The sequence below is a fragment of the Pseudomonas sp. B19125 genome (genome assembly GCF_044218855.1).
Classification (GTDB): Bacteria; Pseudomonadota; Gammaproteobacteria; order Pseudomonadales; family Pseudomonadaceae; genus Aquipseudomonas; species Aquipseudomonas edaphica.
The window spans coordinates 2149249-2176100 of sequence record NZ_CP162589.1 but is presented as its reverse complement, the minus strand read 5'-3'; the positions used below and the strand labels follow the sequence as shown (position 1 = coordinate 2176100).

The 26852-nt window shown below is 60.7% G+C and carries 29 protein-coding genes and 1 other RNA gene; 18 read left to right on the top strand and 12 right to left on the bottom strand.

From position 1 onward, the window contains the following. The first annotated feature begins 245 nt into the window (after positions 1-245). The 12 genes from ccoN (at position 246) to hemN (ending at position 11440) form a co-directional block, all read left to right on the top strand. Complete coding sequence (gene ccoN, locus AB4P96_RS10025) at positions 246-1688, top strand: cytochrome-c oxidase, cbb3-type subunit I (protein WP_099548822.1); 1443 nt, start codon at positions 246-248, stop codon at positions 1686-1688. Beyond that, positions 1688-2296: a cytochrome-c oxidase, cbb3-type subunit II gene (gene ccoO, locus AB4P96_RS10020; RefSeq protein WP_053257425.1), complete on the top strand. Its 609-nt coding sequence runs from the start codon at positions 1688-1690 to the stop codon at positions 2294-2296. Before ccoN ends, ccoO begins: the two co-directional genes overlap by 1 nt. A 5-nt stretch (positions 2297-2301) precedes the next feature. Continuing rightward, the gene (locus AB4P96_RS10015; RefSeq protein ID WP_005790274.1) at positions 2302-2487 is read left to right on the top strand and encodes a CcoQ/FixQ family Cbb3-type cytochrome c oxidase assembly chaperone; all 186 of its coding nucleotides are present in this window, start codon (positions 2302-2304) and stop codon (positions 2485-2487) included. Next, complete coding sequence (ccoP, locus tag AB4P96_RS10010) at positions 2484-3461, top strand: cytochrome-c oxidase, cbb3-type subunit III (protein WP_017134812.1); 978 nt, start codon at positions 2484-2486, stop codon at positions 3459-3461. The genes AB4P96_RS10015 and ccoP overlap by 4 nt, the downstream gene beginning before the upstream one ends. 171 nt (positions 3462-3632) lie before the next feature. After that, positions 3633-3887 carry a type II toxin-antitoxin system Phd/YefM family antitoxin gene (locus tag AB4P96_RS10005; protein WP_395600734.1) on the top strand — a complete coding sequence of 85 codons (255 nt, stop codon included), beginning with the start codon at positions 3633-3635 and terminating at the stop codon, positions 3885-3887. Continuing rightward, positions 3887-4297, top strand: coding sequence for a type II toxin-antitoxin system VapC family toxin (locus AB4P96_RS10000; protein WP_236460283.1), 411 nt, complete (start codon positions 3887-3889; stop codon positions 4295-4297). The genes AB4P96_RS10005 and AB4P96_RS10000 overlap by 1 nt, the downstream gene beginning before the upstream one ends. A gap of 207 nt (positions 4298-4504) precedes the next feature. Further along, positions 4505-5920 carry a cytochrome c oxidase accessory protein CcoG gene (gene ccoG, locus AB4P96_RS09995; protein ID WP_236460282.1) on the top strand — a complete coding sequence of 472 codons (1416 nt, stop codon included), beginning with the start codon at positions 4505-4507 and terminating at the stop codon, positions 5918-5920. A 17-nt stretch (positions 5921-5937) separates the two neighbouring features. Continuing rightward, positions 5938-6477, top strand: a complete 540-nt coding sequence (locus AB4P96_RS09990; protein ID WP_017134808.1) for a FixH family protein — start codon at positions 5938-5940, stop codon at positions 6475-6477. A 115-nt stretch (positions 6478-6592) separates the two neighbouring features. Beyond that, complete coding sequence (locus tag AB4P96_RS09985) at positions 6593-9043, top strand: heavy metal translocating P-type ATPase (RefSeq protein ID WP_017134807.1); 2451 nt, start codon at positions 6593-6595, stop codon at positions 9041-9043. 22 nt (positions 9044-9065) lie between these two features. After that, the gene (ccoS, locus tag AB4P96_RS09980) at positions 9066-9278 is read left to right on the top strand and encodes a cbb3-type cytochrome oxidase assembly protein CcoS (protein WP_017134806.1); all 213 of its coding nucleotides are present in this window, start codon (positions 9066-9068) and stop codon (positions 9276-9278) included. Further along, complete coding sequence (locus AB4P96_RS09975; RefSeq protein ID WP_017134805.1) at positions 9271-9954, top strand: sulfite exporter TauE/SafE family protein; 684 nt, start codon at positions 9271-9273, stop codon at positions 9952-9954. Before ccoS ends, AB4P96_RS09975 begins: the two co-directional genes overlap by 8 nt. A 103-nt stretch (positions 9955-10057) precedes the next feature. Beyond that, positions 10058-11440, top strand: a complete 1383-nt coding sequence (gene hemN, locus AB4P96_RS09970) for an oxygen-independent coproporphyrinogen III oxidase (protein WP_236447997.1) — start codon at positions 10058-10060, stop codon at positions 11438-11440. 5 nt (positions 11441-11445) lie between these two features. Here hemN and AB4P96_RS09965 read toward each other — a convergent pair whose 3' ends face one another. Next, positions 11446-11931, bottom strand: coding sequence for a hypothetical protein (locus AB4P96_RS09965; RefSeq protein ID WP_017134803.1), 486 nt, complete (start codon positions 11929-11931; stop codon positions 11446-11448). 153 nt (positions 11932-12084) lie between these two features. On the opposite strand from AB4P96_RS09965, the gene fnr reads away from it, so the two are divergent. Then, positions 12085-12819 carry a fumarate/nitrate reduction transcriptional regulator Fnr gene (gene fnr, locus AB4P96_RS09960; RefSeq protein WP_056861531.1) on the top strand — a complete coding sequence of 245 codons (735 nt, stop codon included), beginning with the start codon at positions 12085-12087 and terminating at the stop codon, positions 12817-12819. An 81-nt stretch (positions 12820-12900) separates the two neighbouring features. Continuing rightward, complete coding sequence (locus tag AB4P96_RS09955; protein WP_017134800.1) at positions 12901-13449, top strand: adenine phosphoribosyltransferase; 549 nt, start codon at positions 12901-12903, stop codon at positions 13447-13449. 115 nt (positions 13450-13564) lie between these two features. On the opposite strand, the gene AB4P96_RS09950 is transcribed toward AB4P96_RS09955, so the two are convergent. From AB4P96_RS09950 to dnaX, 5 genes are all read right to left on the bottom strand, one after another. After that, positions 13565-14713: an acyl-CoA dehydrogenase family protein gene (locus AB4P96_RS09950; protein WP_395600733.1), complete on the bottom strand. Its 1149-nt coding sequence runs from the start codon at positions 14711-14713 to the stop codon at positions 13565-13567. 172 nt (positions 14714-14885) lie between these two features. Continuing rightward, entirely contained in the window at positions 14886-15488 is a 603-nt protein-coding gene (gene recR / locus AB4P96_RS09945; RefSeq protein WP_017134798.1) for a recombination mediator RecR, read from the bottom strand. A gap of 66 nt (positions 15489-15554) precedes the next feature. Continuing rightward, entirely contained in the window at positions 15555-16589 is a 1035-nt protein-coding gene (locus AB4P96_RS09940) for an NADP-dependent oxidoreductase (protein ID WP_395600732.1), read from the bottom strand. A 132-nt stretch (positions 16590-16721) separates the two neighbouring features. After that, entirely contained in the window at positions 16722-17060 is a 339-nt protein-coding gene (locus AB4P96_RS09935) for a YbaB/EbfC family nucleoid-associated protein (protein WP_003175481.1), read from the bottom strand. A gap of 46 nt (positions 17061-17106) precedes the next feature. Beyond that, entirely contained in the window at positions 17107-19197 is a 2091-nt protein-coding gene (gene dnaX, locus AB4P96_RS09930) for a DNA polymerase III subunit gamma/tau (protein WP_017134796.1), read from the bottom strand. Between the two features lie 133 nt (positions 19198-19330). Here dnaX and AB4P96_RS09925 point away from each other — a divergent pair, with 133 nt between their 5' ends. Further along, the gene (locus AB4P96_RS09925) at positions 19331-20107 is read left to right on the top strand and encodes an amino acid ABC transporter substrate-binding protein (RefSeq protein WP_236460278.1); all 777 of its coding nucleotides are present in this window, start codon (positions 19331-19333) and stop codon (positions 20105-20107) included. 54 nt (positions 20108-20161) lie between these two features. Then, positions 20162-20533, top strand: a complete 372-nt coding sequence (locus AB4P96_RS09920; RefSeq protein ID WP_395600731.1) for a VOC family protein — start codon at positions 20162-20164, stop codon at positions 20531-20533. Here the strand turns inward: AB4P96_RS09920 and AB4P96_RS09915 are convergent. Further along, a complete protein-coding gene (locus tag AB4P96_RS09915; RefSeq protein WP_099548815.1) occupies positions 20447-21406 on the bottom strand; it encodes a DMT family transporter in 960 nt (319 codons plus the stop codon). The genes AB4P96_RS09920 and AB4P96_RS09915 overlap by 87 nt on opposite strands. Positions 21407-21508: 102 nt before the next feature. On the opposite strand from AB4P96_RS09915, the gene AB4P96_RS09910 reads away from it, so the two are divergent. Continuing rightward, positions 21509-22372, top strand: coding sequence for a LysR family transcriptional regulator (locus AB4P96_RS09910; protein WP_395600730.1), 864 nt, complete (start codon positions 21509-21511; stop codon positions 22370-22372). Here AB4P96_RS09910 and AB4P96_RS09905 read toward each other — a convergent pair. From AB4P96_RS09905 to AB4P96_RS09895, 3 genes are all read right to left on the bottom strand, one after another. Continuing rightward, positions 22369-22962 (bottom strand): hypothetical protein, encoded by a 594-nt coding sequence (locus tag AB4P96_RS09905; RefSeq protein ID WP_169984919.1) that lies wholly within the window; start codon positions 22960-22962, stop codon positions 22369-22371. The two genes, AB4P96_RS09910 and AB4P96_RS09905, sit on opposite strands and share 4 nt — an antisense overlap. Before the next feature lies 1 nt (position 22963). Then, complete coding sequence (locus tag AB4P96_RS09900; RefSeq protein WP_395600729.1) at positions 22964-24010, bottom strand: N-acetylmuramidase family protein; 1047 nt, start codon at positions 24008-24010, stop codon at positions 22964-22966. A 156-nt stretch (positions 24011-24166) separates the two neighbouring features. Then, positions 24167-25096, bottom strand: coding sequence for an N-acetylmuramidase family protein (locus AB4P96_RS09895; RefSeq protein ID WP_395600728.1), 930 nt, complete (start codon positions 25094-25096; stop codon positions 24167-24169). Here AB4P96_RS09895 and AB4P96_RS09890 point away from each other — a divergent pair. Next, positions 25095-25262 carry a hypothetical protein gene (locus tag AB4P96_RS09890; protein ID WP_017134788.1) on the top strand — a complete coding sequence of 56 codons (168 nt, stop codon included), beginning with the start codon at positions 25095-25097 and terminating at the stop codon, positions 25260-25262. The two genes, AB4P96_RS09895 and AB4P96_RS09890, sit on opposite strands and share 2 nt — an antisense overlap. A gap of 41 nt (positions 25263-25303) precedes the next feature. Here AB4P96_RS09890 and ffs read toward each other — a convergent pair. Continuing rightward, an RNA gene (ffs, locus tag AB4P96_RS09885) (signal recognition particle sRNA small type) lies at positions 25304-25400 on the bottom strand. 240 nt (positions 25401-25640) lie between these two features. Then, on the bottom strand, positions 25641-26807 hold the full coding sequence (locus tag AB4P96_RS09880) for a putative zinc-binding metallopeptidase (protein WP_395600727.1): 1167 nt from the start codon (positions 26805-26807) through the stop codon (positions 25641-25643). Positions 26808-26852: the final 45 nt, after the last annotated feature.

Sequence of the window (26852 nt, the reverse complement as noted above, 5' to 3'; positions counted from 1 at the left end):
CGCTTGTTCCCACAGTGGACCAATCCTGGCCTACGCGACGGTATTCGTTGCGCCCCTGAAAATTCCTGTCCACTCGATCAGCTTTCCATTTCTGATTTTGTCCCTACGTAAAACATGGAAAGGGCGCAGAATCTGGCTCGGAACGCATTGATACAGGTCAGTCATTGCGTTGCAATGGCCCCTCGCTTTCTACATACTTGCGGCCGATTTTACCTATAAAAAAACCTAAACCGTGGAACCTTAGAATGAGCACAGCAATCAGTCCGACTGCTTATAACTATAAGGTCGTCCGCCAGTTCGCCATCATGACGGTGGTCTGGGGGATCCTTGGCATGGGGCTCGGGGTGTTTATCGCCTCGCAACTGGTGTGGCCGGAATTGAATTTCGGTTTGCCCTGGACGACCTTCGGCCGCCTGCGCCCGCTGCACACCAACCTGGTGATTTTCGCCTTCGGTGGTTGTGCGTTATTTGCCACTTCCTACTATGTCGTGCAGCGAACCTGCCAGACGCGACTGATCTCCGATGGCCTCGCCGCCTTCACCTTCTGGGGCTGGCAAGCCGTAATCCTCGGCGCCATCATCACCCTGCCGCTGGGCTACACCACCACCAAGGAATACGCCGAGCTGGAATGGCCGATCGCGATTTTGCTCGCCATCGTCTGGGTGACCTACGCCCTGGTGTTCTTCGGCACCATCGTCAAGCGCAAGACCAAGCACATCTATGTCGGTAACTGGTTCTACGGTGCCTTCATCCTGGTGACGGCGATGCTGCACATCGTCAACCACGCTTCCCTGCCGGTGAGCTGGTTCAAGTCCTACTCGGCCTATGCCGGGGCGACCGATGCGATGATTCAGTGGTGGTATGGCCACAACGCCGTGGGGTTCTTCCTCACCACCGGTTTCCTGGGGATGATGTACTACTTCGTACCCAAGCAGGCCGAACGCCCGATCTACTCGTATCGCCTGTCCATCGTGCACTTCTGGGCGTTGATCACCCTGTACATCTGGGCCGGTCCCCACCACCTGCACTACACCGCGCTGCCGGATTGGGCGCAATCGCTGGGCATGGCGATGTCGATCATCCTGCTGGCGCCAAGCTGGGGCGGCATGATCAACGGCATGATGACCCTGTCGGGCGCCTGGCATAAGCTGCGCACCGACCCGATCCTGCGTTTTCTGGTGGTGTCGCTGGCGTTCTACGGCATGTCGACCTTCGAAGGGCCGATGATGGCGATCAAGACGGTCAACTCCCTGTCCCACTACACCGACTGGACCATCGGCCATGTACACGCCGGCGCGCTCGGCTGGGTGGCGATGATCTCCATCGGCGCGCTGTACCACATGATCCCCAAACTGTTCGGCCGCCCACAGATGCACAGCGTTGGCCTGATCAACACCCACTTCTGGCTGGCCACCATCGGCACCGTGCTCTACATCGCCTCCATGTGGGTCAACGGCATCACCCAGGGCCTGATGTGGCGTGCGATCAACGATGACGGCACCCTCACCTACTCCTTCGTCGAAGCGCTGCAAGCCAGCCACCCGGGCTACATCGTCCGCGCCATCGGTGGTGCGTTCTTTGCCAGCGGCATGCTGTTCATGGCCTACAACGTCTGGCGCACCGTGCGTGCTTCCGACCCGGTAGAAGCCGAAGCCGCCACCAAGATCGCCGTTGTGGGAGCTCACTGATGAAGCATGAAGTAGTCGAGAAGAACATCGGCCTGCTGGCCTTCTTCATGGTCATCGCCGTGAGCATCGGCGGCCTGACCCAGATCGTTCCGCTGTTTTTCCAGGACGTGACCAACAAACCCGTAGAAGGCATGAAGCCGCGCCCAGCGCTTGAAGTTGAAGGCCGTGACGTGTTCATCGCCAACGGCTGTGTGGGTTGCCATTCGCAAATGATCCGTCCGTTCCGTGCCGAAACCGAACGCTACGGCCACTACTCGGTTGCCGGGGAAAGCGTCTGGGACCACCCGTTCCTGTGGGGCTCCAAACGGACCGGCCCGGACCTGGCCCGTGTCGGTGGTCGTTACTCCGATGACTGGCAGCGTGCGCACTTGTACAACCCGCGCAACGTGGTGCCTGAGTCGAAAATGCCGGCGTACCCGTTCCTGGTGGAAAACAAGCTCGACGGCAAGGACACCGCCAAGAAACTCGAAGTCTTGCGCACCCTGGGCGTGCCCTACACCGATGAAGACATCGCCGGTGCAGCCGCTGCCGTGAAGGGCAAGACCGAAATGGACGCACTGGTGGCCTACCTGCAAGGCCTTGGCACCATCATCAAAAGCAAACGGTGATCTTCATGGATATCGGGATGATTCGTGGCCTGGGCACCGTTGTGGTGATGGTGGCCTTTGTCGGCCTGGCGCTGTGGGTGTTCAGCCCGCGCCGCAAGTCGGAGTTTGACGACGCGACCATGCTGCCCTTTGCAGATGATCCCGAGGCCATCAAGCACGTCGAGCAAGCTTCTAGGAGTAACAAAGAATGACTACGTTCTGGAGTCTGTACGTCACAGTCCTCAGTCTGGGTACCATTTTCGCCCTGACCTGGCTGCTGCTGTCGACCCGCAAGGGCCAGCGCACCGAGCAGACGGACGAGACCGTCGGCCACTCGTTCGACGGCATCGAGGAGTACGACAACCCGCTGCCCAAATGGTGGTTCATGCTGTTTGTCGGCACCATCATCTTCGCCCTCGGCTACCTGGCGCTGTACCCCGGCCTTGGCAACTGGAAAGGCCTGCTGCCGGGCTATAACTACCTCGACAACGACAAGCAAACCCCTTTCGCCAACGGCCAGACCGGCTGGACCGGCGTGCACGAATGGGAAAAGGAAATGGCCAAATCGGACGCCAAGTTCGGCCCGATCTTCGCCAAATTCGCTGCAATGCCGATTGAAGACGTCGCCAAAGACCCGCAAGCCTTGAAGATGGGTGGCCGCCTGTTCGCCTCCAACTGCTCGGTGTGCCACGGCTCCGACGCCAAGGGCGCCTACGGCTTCCCTAACCTGACCGACGCCGACTGGCGCTGGGGCGGCGAGCCGGCCACCATCAAGGAAACCATCATGAAAGGCCGCCATGCGGTGATGCCGGCCTGGGCCGATGTCATTGGCGAACAAGGCGTGGCCGACGTGGCGGGCTTTGTGGTGACTAACCTCGATGGCCGCAAACTGCCGGAAGGCGCCAAGGCCGACGTGGCCAACGGCGCGAAACTGTTCGCCGCCAACTGCGTGGCCTGCCACGGCCCGGCCGGTAAAGGCACGCCAGCAATGGGCGCGCCGGACCTGACCCACCCGGGTGCATTCATCTACGGCTCAAGCTTCGCGCAATTGCAGCAGACCATTCGTTATGGCCGTCAGGGCCAGATGCCGGCGCAGGAGTTGCTGCAAGGCAATGACAAGGTGCACTTGCTGGCAGCGTATGTTTACAGTTTGTCCCATGGGGATAAGCAGGCTGAGGAGCAGTAAGCTCTCGGCAAACGACAAAGCCCCGCAGTGCGGGGCTTTGTCGTTTGCCGGGATGGTTTTCTGCCGGGCTGGGACGATTGCAGCGCATGACCATTCGGAACCTTGCACTTGCTGCGCGCCGACGCAAAGTAGTAACGTTACTACATTAAATTTGCCGAAGGGGAATACCCCATGACCATCACTACCATTTCCAGCCGTGAATTCAATCAAGACACAAGTGGTGCCAAAAAAGCCGCCAGTAAAGGTCCGGTTTTTATCACCGATCGCGGCAAGCCTGCCCATGTACTGCTAAGCATTGAGGACTACCAGAAACTGACAGGTTTGAACGTCGACATCGTTGACCTCTTGGTGATGCCGGAAGCGGCCGAAATCGACTTCGATACCGAACGCGCCGTGATCACCCACCGACCTGTGGACCTCTCTTGATGTATCTACTCGACACCAACGTAATCTCCGAACTTCGCAAACCCCAGGCCGACGCTAGAGTAGTAGCCTGGGCAAAAAGTGTTATCGCTCCGCGCATGTTCATCTCGGCAATTACGCTGAAGGAATTGGAAACCGGTGTACTGCGCATGGAACGCCGAGACCCGGTTCAGGGGAAAGTGTTACGGACATGGCTCAAACTCCACGTGATGCCAGCGTTCGATGCCAGGATACTGCCGGTTGATGCCGCCGTTGCGCTGCGTTGTGCCCATCTGCATGTGCCGGACCAGTCCAACGAGAGTGACGCGTTGATTGCCGCAACGGCTTTGGTGCACGGGCTCACCGTGGTGACGCGCAACGTCAGTGACTTCATGTCCAGCGGTGTGCCTCTGATCAATCCATGGGACGAATGACCTGCCTAGCGGCAAAAACCGGCCATACTTCACAAGTCAATTGATCCAGATCACGTACACCATCAATTGATTTCCCCCAACGCGACCAAAGGTCGCACCTGTTCAGCTGTACTAGAGGCGTATCATTACGCCACTGCAACACCCCCAATTTGACCACGGTTGGCACGTACTGGCCGAGGCAAATCTCCACCGCCGTGGGATGCAATGATGAGCAACCAGATACCGGTACATGACGTTACCCCGCCTGCCAAAAACGCCAGCAGCACTGTCGACCTCTACGCCTCGCGCGAGAAAATCTACACCCGCGCCTTTACCGGCCTGTTCCGCAACTTGCGCATGGTCGGTGGCGCCGCTCTGTTCTTGTTGTACTTCGGCACCGTGTGGCTGAACTGGGGTGGCCACCAGGCCGTCTGGTGGAACCTGCCGGAACGCAAATTCTTCATTTTTGGCGCCACTTTCTGGCCTCAGGATTTCATCCTGCTCTCGGGCATTCTTATTGTGGCGGCCTTTGGCCTGTTCTTTATCACCGTGTACGCCGGGCGCGTGTGGTGCGGTTATACCTGCCCGCAAAGCGTGTGGACATGGATCTTCATGTGGTGCGAGAAGGTCACCGAAGGCGACCGCAACCAGCGCATCAAGCTCGACAAGGCGCCGATGGGCGCGAACAAATTCCTGCGCAAGTTCAGCAAGCACACGCTGTGGCTGATGATCGGCTTTGTCACCGGCATGACCTTCGTCGGCTACTTCTCGCCCATCCGCGAGCTGGTGTTCGACTTCTTCACCGGCCAGGCCGATGGCTGGTCGTATTTCTGGGTCGGGTTCTTCACCCTGGCCACCTACGGTAACGCCGGTTGGCTGCGTGAGCAGGTGTGCATCTACATGTGCCCGTATGCGCGTTTCCAGAGCGTGATGTTCGACAAAGACACCCTGATTGTTTCCTACGACCCGCGCCGTGGCGAAGTGCGTGGCCCGCGCAAAAAAGGCATCGACTACAAGGCCCAGGGGTTGGGCGATTGCATTGACTGCACGATGTGCGTGCAGGTGTGCCCCACCGGCATCGACATCCGTGACGGCCTGCAAATCGAGTGCATCGGTTGCGCCGCGTGTATCGACGCCTGCGACAACATCATGGACAAAATGGACTACCCGCGCGGCCTGATCAGCTACACCACCGAGCACAACCTGTCCGGGCAGAAAACCCATAAGTTGCGCCCGCGCCTGATCGGTTATGCCTTGGTGCTGCTGGCGATGATCGGCCTGTTGGCCGGTGCATTTTTCATGCGCTCGCTGGTGGGCTTCGACGTCAGCAAAGACCGCGTGCTCTACCGCGAAAACGCCGAAGGCCGCATCGAAAACGTCTACAGCCTGAAAATCATGAACAAGGACCAGCGCGACCACACTTACGTGCTCGATGCCTCGGGCCTGCCGGATCTCAAGCTGCAAGGCCGACGCGAGATCAAGGTCGCCGCCGGGGAGATCTTCACGATGCCGGTAGAGCTGTCCAGCGCCCCTGAGCAACTGCCATCGAGCACCAACGAGGTGAAATTCATCCTCAAGGATGCCGACGACGACAGCGTCCACATTGAAGCCAAGAGCCGATTCATCGGCCCACAAGTCCGCTAATAACAGAGAGCACAACAATGCCCGCAGCTACTGCCGCAAGCCCTTGGTACAAGCACCTCTGGCCCTGGATCATCATTGGGATCCTGGCCTGCTCGGTGACCTTGACCCTGTCAATGGTGACCATTGCGGTGAAGAACCCGGACAACCTGGTCAACGACAACTACTACGAGGCCGGCAAAGGCATCAACCGCTCCCTGGACCGTGAGCGGCTGGCCCAGACCCTGCAACTGCGCGGCAAATTGCACTTGGACGAGTTGACCGGTGAAGTCGAGTTGCAACTGACGGGCTACAGCAACCCGAACACTCTGGAACTGAACCTGATTTCCCCGACCCAGCCGCAGAAGGATCGCAAGATCAACCTGACCCGCAGTGACAGCGAACCCGGCCGCTACATCGGCCAGGTGACCGACAAGGTAGAGGGCCGGCGCTTCGTGGAATTGCTCGGCGTGGAGGGCGACAAGACCTGGCGCCTGTTCGAAGAAGAAGAGGTCAGCCACGACAAGGACTTGCTGCTGGGTGATGAACCGTTGCAGGGTGCCGAAGACCTGAAAAAGTAAAACCCTTGCGCTTCGCGCATCGCGGGCAAGCCCGCTCCCACAGTGGATCGCGGTCTCCTGTGGGAGCCGGGCTTGCCCGCGATGAGGCCCTCCCAGCCGATATAGATTTCACACCATGACCAGCCCAACCCCCTGCTACCACTGCGCCCTGCCCGTCCCGCCCGGCAGCCGGTTCACCGCCGAAATCCTCGGCGAGCGCCGCGAACTCTGCTGCCCGGGCTGTCAGGCAGTGGCCGAGGCGATTGTAGCCGGCGGGTTGCAAAGCTATTACCAGCACCGCAGCGAAGCCTCGGCCAACCCCGAGGCGCTGCCGGTGCAACTGGTCGACGAACTGGCGCTGTACGACCGCGCCGACGTGCAAAAACCCTTTGTGCGCCACGAAGGCGATCTGGCCGAAACCACCCTGTTGATGGAAGGCATCAGCTGCGCGGCCTGTGGCTGGCTGATCGAAAAACACTTGCGCAGCCTGCCCGCCGTGGCCGAGGCGCGGCTGAACCTGTCCAACCATCGCCTGCACGTGCGCTGGGCCGATGGGCAATTGCCGTTGAGCCAGGTGCTCAGCGAACTGCGCCATATCGGCTACGCCGCCCACCCTTACCAGGCCGATCGCGCCGCCGAGCAATTGGCCAGCGAAAACCGCCGGGCCTTGCGCCAGCTGGGCGTGGCGGGGTTGTTGTGGTTCCAGGCAATGATGGCGACCATGGCGACCTGGCCGGAATTCAATATTGACCTGAGCCCGGAGTTGCACGTGATCCTGCGCTGGGTGGCGATGTTTCTGACTACGCCCATCGTGTTCTACAGCTGTGCGCCGTTCTTCAAAGGCGCCCTGCGCGACCTGCGCACGCGCCACCTGACCATGGATGTGTCGGTGTCCCTGGCGATTGGCGGCGCGTACCTGGCGGGCATCTGGACCGCCATAACTGGTACTGGCGAGTTGTACTTCGACGCGGTGGGCATGTTCGCGCTGTTCCTGCTCGCCGGGCGCTACCTGGAGCGCCGGGCACGTGAGCGTACGGCCGCCGCCACCGCGCAGTTGGTCAACCTGCTGCCGGCGTCATGCTTACGCCTCAAAAGTGATGGTCAGAGCGAGCGCATCCTGCTCAGCGAACTGGCCGTAGGTGATCGCGTACTGGTGCATCCCGGCGCCGTGCTGCCGGCCGACGGGCTGATTCTTGATGGCCAGTCGAGCATTGACGAGTCCCTGCTCACCGGCGAATACCTGCCGCAGCCGCGCAACGTCGGCGACGCGGTTACCGCCGGCACGCTCAACGTCGAAGGCGCGCTGACCGTCGAGGTGCGCGCCTTGGGGCATGACACCCGCCTGTCTGCCATCGTGCGCCTGCTGGAACGTGCCCAGGCCGAGAAACCGCGCCTGGCGCAAATCGCCGACCGTGCTGCTCAATGGTTTCTGCTGTGCTCGCTGATCGCGGCCGCGCTGATCGGCCTGCTGTGGTGGGAACTGGACGCGTCACGCGCATTCTGGATTGTGCTGGCGATGCTGGTGGCAACCTGCCCTTGCGCGTTGTCGCTGGCGACACCGACCGCCCTCACCGCCGCCACCGGCACATTGCACAAACTCGGGCTGTTACTCACTCGTGGGCACGTGCTGGAAGGCTTGAACCAGATCGACACGGTGATTTTCGACAAGACCGGCACCCTGACCGAAGGCCGCCTGGCCCTGCGTGCCATCCGCCCGTTGGGCACGTTGAACAGCGACGACTGCCTGGGCCTCGCCGCCGCGCTGGAAAACCGCTCCGAGCACCCGATTGCCCGCGCCTTCGGGCGTGCGCCGCTGGCCGCTGAGGAAGTCCTGAGTTTCCCAGGCTTAGGCCTGGAAGGTCGTGTGGGCGAGCATCAATTGCGCATCGGCCAGCCGGGCTTTGTGTGCCAATTAAGCGGCTGCGCGATTCCCGCCTCGCCGGACGAAGCAGGCCAATGGTTGCTGCTGGGCGATCGTGAAGGCGCCCTCGCCTGGTTCGTGCTCGATGACCGCCTGCGCAGCGATGCGCCCGCCCTGCTGGCCGCGTGCAAAGCGCGAGGTTGGCGTACGCTGTTGCTGTCGGGTGACAGCTCGCCGATGGTCGCCAGTGTCGCGCTTGAGTTGGGGATTGACGAGGCCAAGGGCGGCTTGCGCCCCGACGACAAACTGCAGGTGCTGCACCAGTTGCACCAGCAAGGCCGCAAGGTGCTGATGCTTGGCGACGGCGTCAACGATGTGCCTGTGCTCGCCGCCGCCGATATCAGCGTGGCGATGGGCTCAGCCACCGACTTGGCAAAAACCAGTGCCGATGCCGTGCTGCTGTCCAACCGTCTCGACGCGCTGGTGCAGGCGTTTACCCTGGCGCGGCGCACGCGGCGGGTAATCATTGAAAACCTGCTGTGGGCCGGGCTGTACAATGGCCTTATGCTGCCGTTTGCCGCCCTCGGTTGGATCACCCCGATCTGGGCCGCGATCGGCATGTCCCTCAGCTCGTTGACCGTGGTGCTCAACGCCTTGCGCCTGACTCGCCTGCCGAGCACGCAGGCAAACAGTGCCACCTTAGTAACCCGCCCGCTGCCGGCTTGAGCCGCGTGGGCATGGAGTACCGATGCCAGCTCTCTACGTGATGATTCCGGCGGCGCTGCTGTTAGTCGGCGTGGCCATTTACATTTTCTTCTGGGCGGTGGACAGCGGCCAGTACGACGACCTCGACGGCCCGGCCCACAGCGTGCTGTTCGACGACCAGGACCCGAACCACCTGGCGGGCGTCGACGAAGCCAACCGGGCCGAGCAACCGCCCAAAGACCCACCCCATGCTTGAGTTGGCGCCATTGCTGGTCTCGGCCTTGATCCTCGGGCTACTGGGCGGCGGCCATTGCCTGGGCATGTGCGGCGGGCTGATGGGCGCGCTGACGCTGGCAATCCCCAAAGAACAACGCAGCCGCCGTTTTCGCCTGCTGCTCGCCTATAACCTGGGGCGCATCCTCAGCTACGCCGCTGCCGGGTTATTGATCGGCCTGGCCGGCTGGGCGGTGGCCAACAGCCCGGCGGCGATGTTCATGCGCGTGCTCGCCGGGTTGTTGCTGATCAGCATGGGTTTGTACCTGGCCGGTTGGTGGAGCGGCCTCACCCGTATCGAAAGCCTGGGGCGCGGCCTGTGGCGCTACGTACAGCCGGTCGCCAACCGTTTGCTGCCGGTATCCAGCCTGCCACGCGCATTGCTGCTGGGCGCGCTGTGGGGCTGGTTGCCGTGCGGGTTGGTCTACAGCACGCTGTTATGGGCGGCGAGCCAGGGTAATGCGCTGGACAGCGCAATGCTGATGCTCGCCTTTGGGCTTGGAACCTGGCCAGTACTGCTGGCGACTGGCTTGGCGGCGGAACGTGTCACGGCGGTGCTGCGCAAACGCAGCGTGCGTGTGGCCGGTGGCGTGCTGGTTATGCTCTTCGGCGTTTGGACGTTGCCAGGCCCGCATCAACACTGGCTAATGGGCCATTAAATCGCCATGTGGCATAGCGCCGCTCCCCGTTGATGCAAATCAAGATGGTACCTGCGGCGCGCCCCTAGACTCGGCCCACTAGCCAATCCCGGGGACCGCCCGCATGCTCGACGCCATTCGTTGGGACACAGATCTGATTCACCGCTACGACTTGGCGGGGCCGCGCTACACGTCCTACCCCACCGCCGTACAATTCGACAGCCAGGTCGGCACCTTCGACCTGCTCCACGCCCTGCGCGACAGCCGCAAGGCCGTACGGCCCTTGTCGCTGTATGTGCATGTGCCGTTCTGCGCAAACATTTGCTACTACTGCGCCTGCAACAAGGTCATCACCAAGGACCGTGGCCGAGCCCAGGCCTACCTGCAACGCCTGGAGCAGGAAATCCAGTTGGTGGCCTGCCACCTGGACCCGAAACAGCCCGTGGAGCAACTGCACTTCGGCGGCGGCACGCCGACTTTTCTCAGCCACGACGAACTGCGCCAGGTGATGACCCGCCTGCGCCAGCACTTCAATTTGCTCAATGATGATTCCGGCGACTACGGCATCGAGATCGACCCGCGTGAAGCCGACTGGGCGACCATGGGGCTGCTGCGCGAACTGGGCTTTAACCGCGTAAGCATCGGCCTGCAGGACCTTGATCCCGAGGTGCAGCGTGCGGTCAACCGCCTGCAAAGCCTGGAAGAAACCCGTGCGGTGATCGATGCGGCGCGCACCCTGCAATTTCGCTCGATCAATATTGATTTGATCTACGGCCTGCCCAAGCAGACGCCGCTGAATTTTGCGCGCACCGTTGAAGAGGTGATCAACCTGCAACCGGATCGCCTGTCGGTCTTCAACTACGCGCACCTGCCCGAGCGCTTTATGCCGCAGCGGCGCATTAATGCCGACGATTTGCCCTCGCCGGAAGAAAAACTGCTGATGCTGCAAACCACCATCGAGCAGTTGACCCGTGCCGGCTACCGCTACATCGGCATGGACCACTTTGCCCTGCCGGATGACGAACTGGCCGTGGCCCAGGAAGAAGGCACGCTGCAGCGTAACTTCCAGGGCTACACCACCCACGGGCATTGCGATTTGATTGGGCTGGGCGTGTCGGCGATCAGCCAGATCGGCGACCTGTATTGCCAGAACAGCAGCGACCTCAATCACTACCAGAACTCACTGGCCGGCGCGCAACTGGCCACCAGCCGTGGCCTGGTCTGCACCACGGATGATCGTTTGCGCCGGGAAGTGATTCAGCAGTTGATCTGCAATTTCAGCCTGGCATTCGAGCGGATCGAACAGGCTTTCAACATCGATTTTCGCGGCTATTTCGACGAACTCTGGCCACAGCTGGAGACAATGGCCGCCGACGGCCTGATCGAGCTGGATGCACACGGCATTCGCGTATTGCCCGCCGGGCGCTTGCTGGTGCGTTCGGTGTGCATGGTGTTCGATGCCTACCTGGAGCACCAGAACAGGCAGCGATTCTCGCGGGTGATCTAAGGGCTTTATTTCGCCATCAGGCTCATGGCTTCCATCTGAGCTTCAGGCGACTCATCTTTCAGCGATTTGGCCAGTTGTGATTGGGCGGTCATTAAACCGGCCTGTATCGTCGCCACGTCGCCCTGCAAACCCGCCACTTTGGCTTGGCGTGCTTGCGGGGTCAACGTGGTGTCATTCATGACTGCCGAGAGCTGAGCCATCTTTTCGGCAAGCTGCTTTTTCAGCTCGCGGATCATCTTCAGCAACTGTTTGATGTTGTCTTTCAGATTGCTTTCATCAATATCGCTATTGGAGGATTTCTCAGCCGAAGCCATGCCCATCCCCGCGCCGGAAATGACCACCTTCACACCTTCAGCCGCATTAGGTTCAGCGGGCTTGTCCTCGGTGGCGGCCTTGGGCGCGGCGTCTTTATCCCTGGCCGCATCGGCGGCCTTCCAGACCGATACCGTTGCAACGTTGATCGATGGGTTTGAGACAGTGCTGACTGACATGATTTGAGCTCCAGCTCATAGAGAGACACCTGTGTATCGGCACCGATACAAAGAGCTTTATACCGTTGCTGCTTTTTTGTACACGCTGGCCTCAGCCACCCTCGGTGCGTTACCCTTACGTCTTATGTGTGTTTTCCCACAAGGATTTAAGAAATGTCCGAGCCAGTTAAACTGCGCGCTCACAGCCAGGCTCACTGCAAGGATTGCAGCCTGGCCCCCCTCTGCCTGCCACTTTCGTTGAATTTGGAAGACATGGAAGCGCTGGACGAAATCGTTAAACGCGGCCGACCGCTGAAAAAAGGCGAGTTTCTGTTTCGCCAGGGCGACAAATTCGATTCTGTCTATGCAGTTCGCTCCGGCGCATTGAAGACCTTCAGCCTGAGCGACGGCGGCGAAGAGCAGATCACCGGCTTCCACCTGCCCAGCGAACTGGTCGGGCTGTCTGGCATGGACACCGAGATTCACCCGGTGTCGGCCCAGGCCCTGGAGACGACCTCGGTGTGCGAAATCCCCTTCGAACGCCTGGATGAATTGGCCCTGCAGCTGCCGCAACTGCGCCGCCAATTGATGCGCGTGATGAGCCGCGAAATCCGCGACGACCAACAGATGATGTTGCTGCTGTCGAAAAAAACCGCCGACGAGCGCATCGCCACGTTTTTGGTCAACCTGTCGGCACGTTTCCGTGCCCGTGGGTTCTCGGCCAACCAGTTCCGCCTGAGCATGTCGCGCAACGAAATCGGCAATTACCTGGGCCTGGCGGTGGAAACCGTGTCCCGCGTGTTTACCCGTTTCCAGCAAAACGAACTGATTGCCGCCGAAGGCAAGGAAGTGCATATCCTCGACCCGATCCAGCTCTGCGCGCTGGCCGGGGGCTCGCTGGAAGTCTGAAGCGCACGCTTGCGGCCGCGCCAATCGGCAAGGCCGCAGGTATACTTCGAGTCCGTTTTCCGCTCCCAGGACTCTTCGACGATGACCTTCGATTCGTTCGACATCAAATCCCTGATCCGCCCCGTCATCGACTTCCCCAAGCCTGGGGTGATCTTTCGTGACATTACCCCGCTGTTCCAATCGCCCCGCGCCCTGCGCCTGGTGGCCGACAGCTTTGCCCAGCGTTATGTCGAGGCCGACTTTACCCACATCGGCGCGATGGATGCCCGTGGCTTCCTGATCGGTTCGATCATCGCCTACCAATTGAACAAACCACTGATCCTGTTCCGCAAACAGGGCAAGCTGCCCGCTGACGTGCTGGCCGAGGGTTACCAGACCGAATACGGCGAAGCCTTTCTCGAAGTACACGCCGACAGCCTGTGTGACGGCGACTCGGTGCTGATGTTCGATGACCTGATCGCCACAGGCGGCACCTTGATTGCCGCGGCGAACCTGGTGCGACGTATGGGCGCGAAGATCTTCGAAGCGGCGGCGATCATTGATCTGCCTGAGCTGGGTGGTTCGCAACGCCTGCAGGATATGGGCATTCCGACGTTTTGCCTGACGCAGTTTGGGTTGACCGAAGTTTAAAAGTTGCCTGGGCCGGCGCTATCGCAGGCAAGCCAGCTCCCACATTTTGATTTGCAAACACAGTCAAAGGTGGGAGCTGGCTCGCCTGCGATAGCGCCTGAAAGAACACCACTAATCACAACCCCATCTGCTTGCTGATGATCTCGTTCATCACCTCACGCGTGCCCCCGCCAATCGACAGAATGCGGTTATCCCGATACAGCCGTTCCACCAGGCTGCCACGCATATACCCCTGCCCACCCAGTATCTGCACCGCGTCATAGGTCACCCGATCCGCGGTATCAGTGGCCAGGTTCTTGGCCATGGAAATCTCCTTGATCACACTCTTGCCGGCCGCCATCTTCGCCGCCTGGCGGTAGGTGAACTCGCAGGAGACTTCCACTGCGGTGGCCATTTCCGCCAGCCGATGCTTGAGCACCTGGAATTTGCCGATAGGTTTGCCGAAGGCTTCGCGCTGGCTCGCCCACTTGAGGCTTTCTTCAAGGGCGAGCTGCGCGGTCATGTTCGCCATCAGCGCCAGCGCCAGGCGCTCGCTCTGGAAATTGCCCATGATGCAGGCAAAGCCCATGTTCTCGACGCCGATCAAGTTGCCTACCGGCACGCGGCAATCGTCGAAGAACAACTCAGCCGTGTCCGACGCCCACCAGCCCATTTTCTTCAACGGTTGGCCGACTGTGAAACCTGGCGTGTGCTTTTCGATCAGCAACAGGCTGATGCCGCCGAAGCCCGGCCCGCCGGTGCGTACGGCTACCGTATAGAAGTCGGCGCGGATGCCGCTGGTGATAAACGTTTTGCTGCCGCTGACGCGGTAACAGTCGCCATCGCGAATGGCGCGGGTTTGCAGGTTGGCTACATCGGAGCCGCCACCGGGCTCGGTGACGGCCAGGGCGATGATCTTCTCACCGGTCAGCACTTGAGGCGCAACGCGCTCACGCACCTCGGGGCGCGCCCATTTGACTACCGGCGGCAAGCCGATATCCAGCGAACCCAGGCCCGCGACCACGCCACCCGAACCGCAACGCATCAACTCTTCGCTGGCGGCGACCTTGGCGAACAGGTCGCCTTCATGGCTGCCGCCCAGGCTTTCGGGGTAGCCGATGCCCAGGATCCCCGCCGCGCCCGCCTTGAGGTACAGCTCACGAGGAAAGCTCTCGCCCTCCTCCCATTGCTCGATGTCCGGCAACATCTCGCGCTCGACGAAACGGCGCACGCTGTCGCGGACCAATTGGTGGCTGGGGTCGAAGTAGTCCTGATAGGCAGACATCGGCAAGCTCCACGGTGAGGTGGAGAGAACTTACCAAGCGCTTGCTTGGTTATCAAGATATCCCTGACAACACAAAACCACTGTGGGAGCTGGCTTGCCTGCGATAGCGGAGTGTCAGGCGACATCAATGTCACTGATCCACCGTTATCGCAGGCAAGCCAGCTCCCACATTTTAGAGCGCGATCGGCTTGCGACCGGCGAACGAATGCGCCAACGTGCCGCCATCCACCAATTCCAGCTCGCCACCCAACGGCACGCCATGGGCGATACGCGAGGTGATCAAGCCTTTGTTGGTCAGCAATTGGGCGATGTAATGCGCCGTCGCCTCGCCTTCCACCGTCGGGTTGGTTGCCAGGATCACCTCGGTAAACGTGCCCTGCTCTTCAATGCGCGTCACCAGTTGCGGAATGCCAATGGCTTCCGGCCCCAGGCCGTCCAGCGGCGAAAGATGCCCCTTGAGCACAAAGTAGCGCCCGCGATAGCCGGTCTGCTCGACGGCGTACACGTCCATCGGCCCTTCAACGACGCACAGTAAAGTGTCGTCGCGACGTGGGTCGGCGCATTGCGGGCACAGGTCTTCTTCGGTCAGGGTGCGGCACTGGCGGCAGTGGCCCACGCCGGTCATGGCCTGGCTCAAGGCCTGGGCCAACCGCGTGCCGCCGCTGCGATCACGCTCCAGCAGTTGCAGCGCCATACGCTGGGCGGTTTTCTGGCCCACACCCGGCAAAGTGCGCAGGGCGTCGATCAGTTGGCGAATCAGGGGGCTGAAGCTCATGGGCGAAGGGTCCGACAAAACAACGAGACGCGGTTTATACCCGCGCCTCGGATTAGCGTCAAATGCTCAATCCTGTGCGACGCGCACCACCAACTTGCCGAAGTTGCGCCCCTCGAGCAAACCGATAAAGGCTTCGGGTGCCTGTTCCAGGCCATCGACCACGTCTTCGCGGAACTTGATCTTGCCGTCGCGCACCCACGGCGCCATGGCGCTGAGGAATTCGGGCTGGCGATCGCCATAATCGTCGAACACGATAAAACCCTGGATGCGCACGCGCTTGGTCAACAAGGTACGTTGCAGTGCCGGCAGCCGATCAGGACCGCTGGGGGCTTCATGGGCGTTGTAACCGGCGATCAGGCCGCACAGCGGAATGCGTGCCTTGGGGTTGAGCAGCGGCAGCACGGCGTCGAAGACTTTGCCGCCGACGTTTTCAAAGTAGATATCCACGCCTTTGAAACAGGCCAACGCCAGCTCATGGGCAAAATCGGCGCTCTTGTGGTCGATACAGGCGTCAAAGCCCAGCTCATCGACCACGTAGCGGCACTTGTCCGCGCCGCCGGCAATACCCACCACGCGCAAACCCTTGAGCTTGGCCACCTGCCCGACCACCGAACCCACCGCGCCGGAGGCAGCCGCCACCACCAGGGTTTCGCCGGCCTTGGGCTGGCCGATATCCATCAGGCCCATGTACGCGGTCATGCCAGGCATACCCAATACACCCAGCGCCATCGAGGGGCTGGCCAGGCCTTTGGGCAGCGGGATCAGTTTGTTTCCGTCTGAGATGCTATGGCTCTGCCAGCCGGTGGAACCCACCACAAGATCACCCGCTGCGAATTTCGGGTTACGCGATTGCTCGATACGGCTGACAGCACCACCGGTCATCACTTCGTCGATTTCCACCGGAGCTGCGTAGGACGGCGCGTCACTCATGCGCCCACGCATGTAGGGATCGAGGGACAGGTACAGGGTTTTGAGCAGCACCTGGCCATCTGCCAATTCCGGCAGGTTCACGCGTTCCAGGCGAAAGTTTTCCGGTGTCGGCGCGCCTTGCGGGCGCGAGACCAGGACAATGCGCTGGTTAAGAATGGGTTCTTGAGGCATGAGGGGCTCCTTTAACGAATCTTTCGGTATAGGGTGCAGACCCTGCTTGCCATGCCAGGGTTCGATCGGATTAGCACAAACAAAAATGCCAGGCGCGATGCCTGGCATTTGAGTCTAGCTAACGCTGCACGATCAAAACGGCAGTTTCATGCCCGGCGGCAGTTGCATGCCAGCGGTCACGCCACCCATTTTTTCCTGGCTGTTGGCTTCGATCTTGCGCACGGCGTCGTTGACGGCCGCGGCGAACAGCGCTTCGAGCATTTCCAGGTCATCTTCGCCGACGCCAGGCAATACGCTTGGGTCGATGCTCACGCGCTTGATGTCGTGACGACCGGTCATCACCACGCTGACCATATCGCCACCGGCTTTACCGGTGACTTCGGCGTTGGCCAGTTCTTCCTGCATCTTGGCCATCTTTTCCTGCATCTGCTGCGCCTGCTTCATCAGGCCGGCCATGCCACCTTTCATCATGGGAATCACCTCAAAGTACGTGGATCAATCAATTAGTAGCCCGGTTTTATGACGCTTGGGGCACCGGGGCTTCGACAGGTTCAATAGTATCGTGACGCACCACCGCACCGAACTGTTGCATCAACTGTTGGATGAGCGGATCGCCATGGATCGAGTCTTCGGCCTCACGCTGACGGTTGATGCGCTTACGGGTCGCCGCCTGGGCCGGGGTTTCCTGCTCAGGCTTGATCAGTTCGATGGCGATGGTCAACGTGCGTTCATGGTACTGGTTGAGCGCATCGTTGAGTCGGCGTTGCTGAGTGGCGTTGAACAAGGCGCTGTGGGCCGGGTCCAGGTGCAACAGCCAGTGGTCGCCCTCGATGGAGATCAAGGTGCAGTTGGCGGCGATGCTGCCGGTCATGCCGGAGATCGGCAATTTCGGAAACAACTCCAACCATTGCAACGCCAGGCCAGTGGCCGGGGCCGCAGCGGGTTCCGCTTCGGGCTCGGGGGCCGGTTCGGCGGTGTGCTCGCTGGCCAGGTCGTCCAGGTAGCTGTAGGCCGAATCCATGTCCGGCTCGATGTAATCTTCGTCCAGCGGCGGCTCGTCATCGAGGTCGATACCCGGCGTAGCGGCGTCCACCTGCGCAACGGTCGGCTCGGGGACCGGCGCCGACACCCATTCCGGCGCGTCCGGCACCGCACTGTCCGGAGTCGGCGTGGGCATCGGCGTCAGCTCGGGCTGCTCGCCGGTGGTTTCCAGCACGGGCTCCACAGCAGGCACTTGCTCGACTTCAGGTTCAGGCTCAGGTTCAGCTTCTGCGTCGACCGGATCGTTCCAAGGCAGGTCAACCACCGGCGCGGGAGCAGGTTCAGGCTCAACCACGGGCGCAGGTTCGACCACCGGCGCGGCAACCGCAGGCTCGGGTGCTGGCGCAGGTGCAGGCGGCGCAGGTTCAGGTGCAGCAACTACTGGCGCGACTACCGCCGCGCCAGCCACTGGTTTGGCGGAATCAACTGTGGCCTGGCTGATCCCCACTGGCTTTAGCGGCTGTCTCGGTGCGTCCGCCGAGTCGGCGGGCCGGAAGGCCAGCATCCGCAGCAAGACCATTTCAAAGCCGCCACGCGGGTCTGGCGCCAAGGGCAAATCGCGGCGGCCGATCAGGCCCATCTGGTAGTAGAACTGTACATCTTCGGCTGGCAACGCCTGGGCCAGCGCCAATACGCGGTCGCGGTCGCCATGGCCGTTGTCGACACCTTCGGGCAACGCCTGGGCGATGGCCACGCGGTGCAGCACATTGAGGATTTCCGAGAGTACGCCGTTCCAGTCCGGGCCTTGCTCCGACAAGTGGCGCACGGCTTCGAGCAACGCCTTGGCGTCACCTTCGATCAGCGCGTGCAACACGTCGAACACCTGGCCGTGGTCCAGCGTGCCGAGCATGGCGCGTACATCCGCGGCCATGACCTTGCCTTCACCGAAGGCGATGGCCTGGTCGGTGAGGCTCATGGCGTCACGCATCGAACCATCGGCGGCGCGGCCGAGCAGCCACAACGCGTCGTCTTCGAACGGCACGTTCTCGACGCCGAGCACATGGGTCAAATGCTCGACCACGCGCTCGGGCGTCATGTTTTTCAGGGAGAACTGCAGGCACCGCGACAAAATCGTTGCAGGAAGTTTCTGCGGGTCGGTGGTGGCAAGGATGAACTTAACGTAGGGCGGCGGCTCTTCCAGGGTTTTCAACAGGGCGTTGAAGGAATGGCTGGAGAGCATGTGCACTTCGTCGATCAGGTAGACCTTGAAGCGCCCACGGCTCGGCGCGTACTGCACGTTGTCGAGCAGCTCGCGGGTGTCTTCGACCTTGGTGCGGCTCGCGGCATCGATCTCGATCAGGTCGACAAAACGCCCTTCGTCGATCTCGCGGCATACCGAACAGGTGCCACAAGGCGTCGACGTGATGCCGGTTTCACAGTTCAGGCACTTGGCAATAATGCGCGCGATAGTGGTCTTGCCGACCCCGCGAGTACCGGTGAACAGGTAGGCGTGGTGCAGCCGTTGGCTGTCCAAGGCATTGATCAGAGCCTTGAGCACATGGGTCTGGCCGACCATTTCGCGGAACGAGCGCGGGCGCCATTTACGTGCAAGAACCTGATAACTCATCGAAAACCGTCGCAACTGGGAAGCGGAAGCCGGTAATGCTAGCGGAGCAAGGGGGAAATTGCATCCGGCACGCTCGTCTAATCTGACTAAGCTTGCCTGACTGGCCCCACAAAGGCCTGAACCCGGAGAGTGTATGCGTGTAGTCCTGGGCGCTTTATGGATGATTTCCGTTGCTTGCCTGGCGGCGCCCGCACCGTTGCGTTTTTCGGTTTCCGACAGCTGGGCAATGCCCATGGCACAGATAGAGGGTGACCAGCCCACACAGGGCATTCTGTATGACTTGATGTTGAGCCTGGCCACCCAGGTCGGGCGGCCAGCCGAGTTCCACGTGCTGGCCCGGGCGCGACTCGCCGGTGCCATGGCACGCGCAGAGGTCGATGTGCGCTGCTATGTCGCCCAGGAATGGCTCGGCGAATTGTCCGGCGACTACAGCTGGAGCGTACCCTTGATGGTGCAGCGCAATGTGTTGGCCAGTGTCCACGCACCGCCCGTTCAGGTGGCCAGGTTGGCACCGCAGGCCATTGGCACGGTGCTCAACTACCGCTATGTCGTCCTCGAACCGCTGTTCGCCAGTGGCCAATTGACCCGCGACGATTCGCGCAGCGAGGAGTTGGTGCTGCACAAGCTGGTGGCCGCGCGTTTCGAATACGCCGTGATCAACGAATGGACCCTGGACCGTTTCAACCTGAAAGTGCCCCCAAGCCTGCGGCTGCACAACGTCGCGGTGATCGACGAACAAAACCTGGGCTGCATCGTGCGCAATGACCCGAGCGTGCCGGTGCAACGGATCTTGCGCACGCTGCTGCGGATGAAAATGTCGGGCGAGATCGATGACCTGATCAAACTGTACACCGGGGAGAACGCGCGACCGCTGCGCACTCCTGACAAGAACGCTCCTGACAAGAACTGACAGGGCCGTCCCCTAGACTGGGCTCACTTAACCGCCCGTAATCAAGGAGCCTGCATGCACACCGTCGCCCATTACTTCCTGCTCTACGTCGACAGCCCGGCCACCAGCGCCAACTTCTATAGCCGCCTGCTGGGCAAGCCGCCGGTGGAGCTGAACCCGACGTTCGCCCTGTTCATTCTCGACAACGGCGTCAAGCTGGGGCTGTGGTCGCGTCACACCGTAGAACCTGCGGCTCACTTTACCGGCGGAGGCGGTGAGGTAGGTTTTTCGCTGGCGGACCCAGCCGCCGTAGACGCCCTTTACGCTCAATGGGTAGAGCGCGGCGCGACCATCATTCAGTCACCGACCCACCTTGACTTCGGCTACACCTTTGTCGCCGAGGACCTCGACGGCCACCGCCTGCGCGCGTTCAGCCTGAGCGATTGAGCGCCAGCGCCCTTCAAGGCTGATGGCGGCGACACTGGCCAGCACGATCACCGCGCCCAATATCACTTGCAGGGCAATGTGCTCGCCCAGCAGCGTCGCCGCCATCAGCATGGCCACCGGCGGAATCAGGTACATCGCCACCGAGGCGCGGCTGACGTCCACGTGCTTGAGCACATAGCCCCAGGCCAGGTAGGCCAGGGCGCTGGGGAAAATCCCCAATACCAGCACCGACAGATTCTCCGGCATTGGCGCCTGGGCCACCGCAGCCGGCAAGCCCGGCAGGTTCACGCACAGCATCAAGGTGCCCGCCCACACCATGTAACACGCCATGGTCAGCGGGCTGTAGCGATGGGCGTAGTGTTTCTGGATGACGAAATACACGCTCCACGACACGGCTGCCAGCAAGATCAGCAAGCCGCGCGGGTCGATATCACCGACGCCATGATCACCCCAGATCACCACCAGCACACCCAGCAAGCCGAGCAAGACGCAGCCCCAACGCCAGAGGCTGACCCGTTCCTTCAAACAGAAAAACGCGATCACCACACTGAACAGCGGCACCGACTGTGCCAGTACACTCGATGCCGCCGCCGTCACCCACTGTTGCCCGTAGTTGAGGCTGGTGTGGTGCAGGAACACGCCGAAAAAACCCAACACCAGCAACCACGGCAGATCCCGCACACGCGGGCAGCCGATGCCTACCGCCAGGGCGATGCCGCCCATGAACACCGAGGCGATCAGAAACCTCAGCAACGCCAACTGGCCAGGGCTGTAGCTGTGCAGCCCCATGTGCACGCCAATCGGCGAATAGGCCCAACAGAGAATCACGCCAGCGATGACTAGCGTAAGCTTTACGGGTGACGGGGCATTCATCGACGGCATCCAGATACTGAGAAGGAATACCGTCAGTCTTGAGCCGCGCAAGGCGCAGGACAATTAAGCGTTTCTGACTTCTGAAATCATTGGAACTGAGCAATGGAACTGGCCCAACTGAAAATGGTGCGCGCCGTGGCACAAACCGGCAGCGTGGCCCAGGCCGCGCTGCAACTGCACTGCGTGCCGTCCAACATCACCACGCGCATCAAGCAGCTGGAAAGCGAGTTGGGCACACCGCTGTTTATTCGCGCAGGCCGTGGGTTGGCCATCAGTGCCGCCGGGGAAATCTTCCTCGATTACTGCGAGCGCATCCTGGCCCTGGTGGATGAGTCCAAACGCGCAGTGGATGCCAACGCCATCCCGCGCGGCACGCTGCGCATCGGTGCGGTGGAATCCAGCGCCAGCGGCCGCCTGCCGCCGCTGCTGGCCGAATACCACCGGCGCTACCCGGACGTCAGCCTGGAACTGGTCACCGGCGCCTGGGCGCAACTGCTCGACGACCTGCAACACCATCGCCTCGATGTGGCGCTGGTGGCCTCGGGCGGCAAGCGCGCCAAGCTCGAACACAGTGTGGTCTACAGCGAACGCCTGGTGCTGATCGCCAGCGCCTCCAGCGCGCCGATCAACAGTGCCGAAGACTTGGCAGGCCGCACCTTGCTGGTGTGGCCGCCCGGTTGTCCGTATCGCGCGGCGCTGGAGAACTGGATCAAACCGCACGCCTTCAAACCAAGCATCGCCAGCTATGCCAGTTGGGGCACCATCATTGGTTGCGTCAGTGCAGGGATTGGCGTGGCGTTGGCGCCGGAAGGCATCCTGGCCCGCTACGAGCAGGCCAATCAACTGGCCTCCTACCGGTTCGAGGAGTTGCAGGCCGTGGACAACCTGCTGTTCTGGCACAAAGACACCCAGCGCCACCTGGCGCGGGATGCGTTTGCCGGGCTGCTGCGGGAGACGTTTGGCTAGTTGGCTTGCGGCGCCGCCAAGCGTGCGTACTGGTCCTGGCTGATCCAACCGGTGTAGGTATGCTCTTTGGCATTGGTGAACTCGACCTTGGCCCAGCCGTCCTTGAACGCCAGCACGCCGACCACATCGTCCTTGACGATATACGCGCGTTTGGCCGCTTCAGCGCCTGGTTTTTTCAGCAGGTAAGCCTTGTCGGCCGTCACGGTCACCAGGCCGATCCATTGCTTGCTGGCCGTTTGGGCCAGGTCCAGGCCGGTGGCTATTTCCGGCATCAGCACGCTGATGCAACCGGGATGCTCGCGCCCCTGCTCCACCGTCAAAGTCACGCCGTCGGAGGACGCTGCGACGCTGCCAGGGTAGGCCTTGTCTAGCCAGGTGGTGAGCGCTTCAGGCTGGCCTTGCAGGTAAAACGTGCAGCTGCGGGTCACACCCTCGCCCAGTTCTTCTGCGTAGTAGCCTTCGACCTGATGCTCAGGGGTGACCGCCAGCATCAATCCCTCGTATTTACCAGAATGCAGCTCAGCGGCACCTGCCAACGCGGGCACCAAGGCGCACAACGACAACACACTCATCGCTAGAAAACGGCTCATCTTATTTCTTCCCTTCCAATGCTTCGTAGGCCTTTTTGATACGGCTGTCGTAGTCACCGTAATCCTTGCCGTTATAGTTACGCGCCATGGCCACGTAGTCTTTTTCTTTCATGGCCTTGATCAGGGCCGGGCTCTGGCTGCAAAAACCAATAAACGCTTTTAATTGGTTACCGGCATTGACCTTCAGGGCGGCAGCAAATTCAAACACCGTCTTGTAACCGCAGGAGGTGTAGTTGAACCCCATTATTTGAAACATGCCCCAGGACGCCGACATCAATGCCGCCTCCTGGTCCAGCGCAAACGCTGTGGCCATGGTCTCCCAGGCTTTGGTCTGGTCCTTGTTATTGACCTGCCACTGCGGCCCGGCCTTTCTCACGTAGATATAAGACAGCAGCGGGTGCGCCTGATCGTAGATGTGCTTGGTGTACTTGCGAAACAAGTGGCCTTCAAAGGCAATCACCGGCAACTTGGCCGGCCCGAACCCGGAACGCCCGCCGGATTCGACCGTGGCGAAAGCCTTGATGATATTCACCGAAATGCCGCTGCCCAACTGGGTGGCAGCGCTTTGAAAGTCGGTATCGGTCAGCGTCATGCCACCATCACACGTGGCCTGGAGTATCAACTGGCGGTTACGCCGCTCGGCCTCGATAGTCGCGCGCATGCGCTCCAGGTACACATTGACCGTGGCCTGTACCGCATCGCCGCCGTTATTGCCAAACGCGTTGAGAAAGCTCGGAATGCGCATCGTCGGAAACGCCTTCACCGGCACTTTGACCGCCTCTTCTATCAGGCTATTGAAGGTTCGACCGGTCGGGTCGATCACGCCATCAGGATGCGCATACTTGAGGTGCCGGAACTGATACTGGCTGATGCACTGCACCAATTGCCCATCGCACTTACCGTTTTCGACCAGCGCAAAACCCATCTTGGGAATGATCAGATTAAATAGATACTGGATGCACTGAACATCGGCGGGCAAGTTGCGCGCTTTACCCGGCGCGCCCACTGAAGCACTGATAAGACGGGGCAACCCTTGCAGGCTTTTCATCATGGACATCCTTGTTAGTTCAAGAAGTGATAGCACTTCAATATCAGCACCGCACACCTGTCATAACTTGAAACAAGTGGCTGGCGGAAACTAACAAGATGATTTTGGGTTGTCCAGTGGGCCACCTCAACGATGTGAGGCAGCCAGCAGGTGCGGCTATTTTTTCCGTTCCAGCGCCTCGAAGGCTTTTTGGATACGCCTGTCGTAGTCGCCATAGCTTGAGCCATTGTAATTGCGCGCCATGCCGGCAAAGTCCTTGCTTTTCATCGCTCTGAGCAAGGCCGGATTCTTGCGGCAAAAGCCGCAGAACGCCATCAATTGCTGGCCGGCGTTAAGCTTCAGTGCAGCCACAAACTCGAACACGTTCTTGTAGCCACAGGCAGCAAAATTAAAGCCCATGACCTGGAACATACCGTAGGACGCCGACATCAGCGCTGCTGCCTGGTCCAACGTATAAGCATCGACCAGAGTCCGCCACGCAATCGCCTGGGTTTTATTGTTGGCTTTCCATTGCGGGCCAGCATTGACCAAAAAGGGGTAGGACAAAAAAGGGTAGGTCCTGTCGTACTTATGTTGAGTGTACTTGCGAAAGATATGGCCCTCGAAGGCGATAACCGGCATGTTGGACGGCCCGAACCCGGATCGCCCACCAGACTCAACGGCGGCGAACGCCTTGATCAGGTTCACCGAAATACCGTTGCCCAGCGTTGCAGCCGCGCGCTGAAAATCAGCCTCGGTCAGGGCGATTTGACCGTCACAGGTGGGCCTGGTGACTAACGACTGGTCGGGAAGAACAACGGCATTGGCTTTGCCTGCATCGTCGACCAGGCTATTGAACGTCCGACCGCCCGGGTCAATCACCCCATCAGGTTTGCTGACCTTGAGACGATTCGCCTGATAGTCGCTGATGCGCCGCAACAACAGCGGGCCGCACTTTCCGTCCTCCACAAGGCGCGAAGCGGATTCTGGCGTGATCAGATTAAACAGATGCTGAATAAAGCGAACATCAGCAAGCACATTCTGCGCCTTGCCTGGGGCGCCGACTGAAGCACTGAGCGTTCTGGGTAAAACGGGAAGGCTGGGCATGGCAATCATCCTTGTTGATCAAAGGAGTGCCATCACTTCTTTACTACTCCAGCACAGGGTCGCTTACAAGAATGACGCTAGCAGGCCGCTGAAAGTTTTCCAGCACAACGCCGTCATCGCTGCGCAAAAAATGGCAGATGGGCGATTAAAACAATGTTTGATTTGAAACAGGAAGGGTAGAAACAAAGGAGAGCGTTATGGAGGCAACCCCACCAGCCACACCCCGGCACACAATGTTCCCGCTGTGGCTGCTGCCTTCCGGCTCTGACCAGGTTCACGGGTAATCGTTGCGGGGGGACCGATGGGGTCACCATAACGACGCTGGCCTCTCGGCAAGCCGCGCCATTGTACCGATCTCATCGGAACTTACAACCGTTGTTCCGGATTAAAAATATGAAGGGGCTCAAGCACTTGTCCACAACCTCGATAACCTGCCAGAACCTTGTGGGAGCCGGGCTTGCCCGCGATTGCGGTGCATCAGTTGGGGCATTCACTGGATGATGCACCGTAATCGCAGGCAAGCCAGCTCCCACATAGGGGCGGATTACTGTGCTTGTACGACTTCGTCGGCCCTGCCGCCCTCCTCCTGAATCACCAAGTGAATGAAGTGCAGCTTGGCGATCACGGCCGGCGGCAACACAAAGGGGTAGAAATCGGGCTGGCCCATGCTGCGCGACAGTTCGTTGAGCATGCCGGCCAGTTCGATCCAGGCGTTGACGAACGACAGGAAGGCCGGGCCGCCAGGGTGTTCGGGGTCGTAGAGCGTGGTCAACGGGAAGGGTTGGTAATCCAGGTCCATCTCGCGGGCACTCATGCCAAAGCCCAGTGCGGTGTCGACGGCGTCCATCATGTGCAGGTAGTGAGCCCAGGTTTCGGCCCAGTCTTCCCAGGGGTGCATGGTCGCGTAGGCGCTGACACAGGTTTGCTGCCAGTCGGCGCGCGGGCCGTTCTGGTAGTGCTGCTCGAGTGCCTCGGCGTAACTGGCGCGTTCGTCGCCGAACAGGCTACGAAACGATTCAAGCCAATGGCTGTTGGCAATCAGCCGATCCCAATAGTAGTGGCCGACTTCGTGGCGAAAGTGGCCGAGCAACGTGCGATACGGCTCGCGCATTTGCACACGGACTTTCTCGCGATGGGCGTCGTCCGCTTCCTTGATATCGAGGGTGATCAGGCCGTTGGCGTGGCCGGTGGTGGGTGCGTTGCCTTCAAGGTCAATGCCGACGAAATCGAAGGCCAGGCCGCTGTTCTCGTCAACACTTTTGGGCACCACTTGCAGGCCCAGGCTGATCAGTTGCGCCACCAACCGGCGCTTGGCGGTTTCGACTTTGCGCCAGCGTTCGGGGTTTTCCGGCACCGATAAGTCGGGAATGGTGCGGTTCAGGCTGCACGCCACGCACAGCGTTGCGGTGCTGTGGGCAGGAATCAGCCAGTTGCAGGCGGCCGGGGTGTCGAGGTTGGCGCAGCGGCGGAAGGTGCCGGCGTCAAGGTTATCGTCCTGTAGCCATGTGCCATCGACCGGGCCGGGCTGTAGCGACGACAGCCGGCTGTGCTGGGGCTGATAGCCCAACAGCGCAGAACAGACCAGGCACTGGCTGTTGCGAAAGAACAGCGACTGGCCGCACCGGCACTGCCACACCTTGCTGCTGCGCGAGGATCCGGCCATGAACGGTGCGGCGATGCGCGTGCTGAGTTGCTCGAAGTAGCGGAACATGGCGATCTCTCCCTGGGTGACCAAGACTAGATCATTTACCGTGAA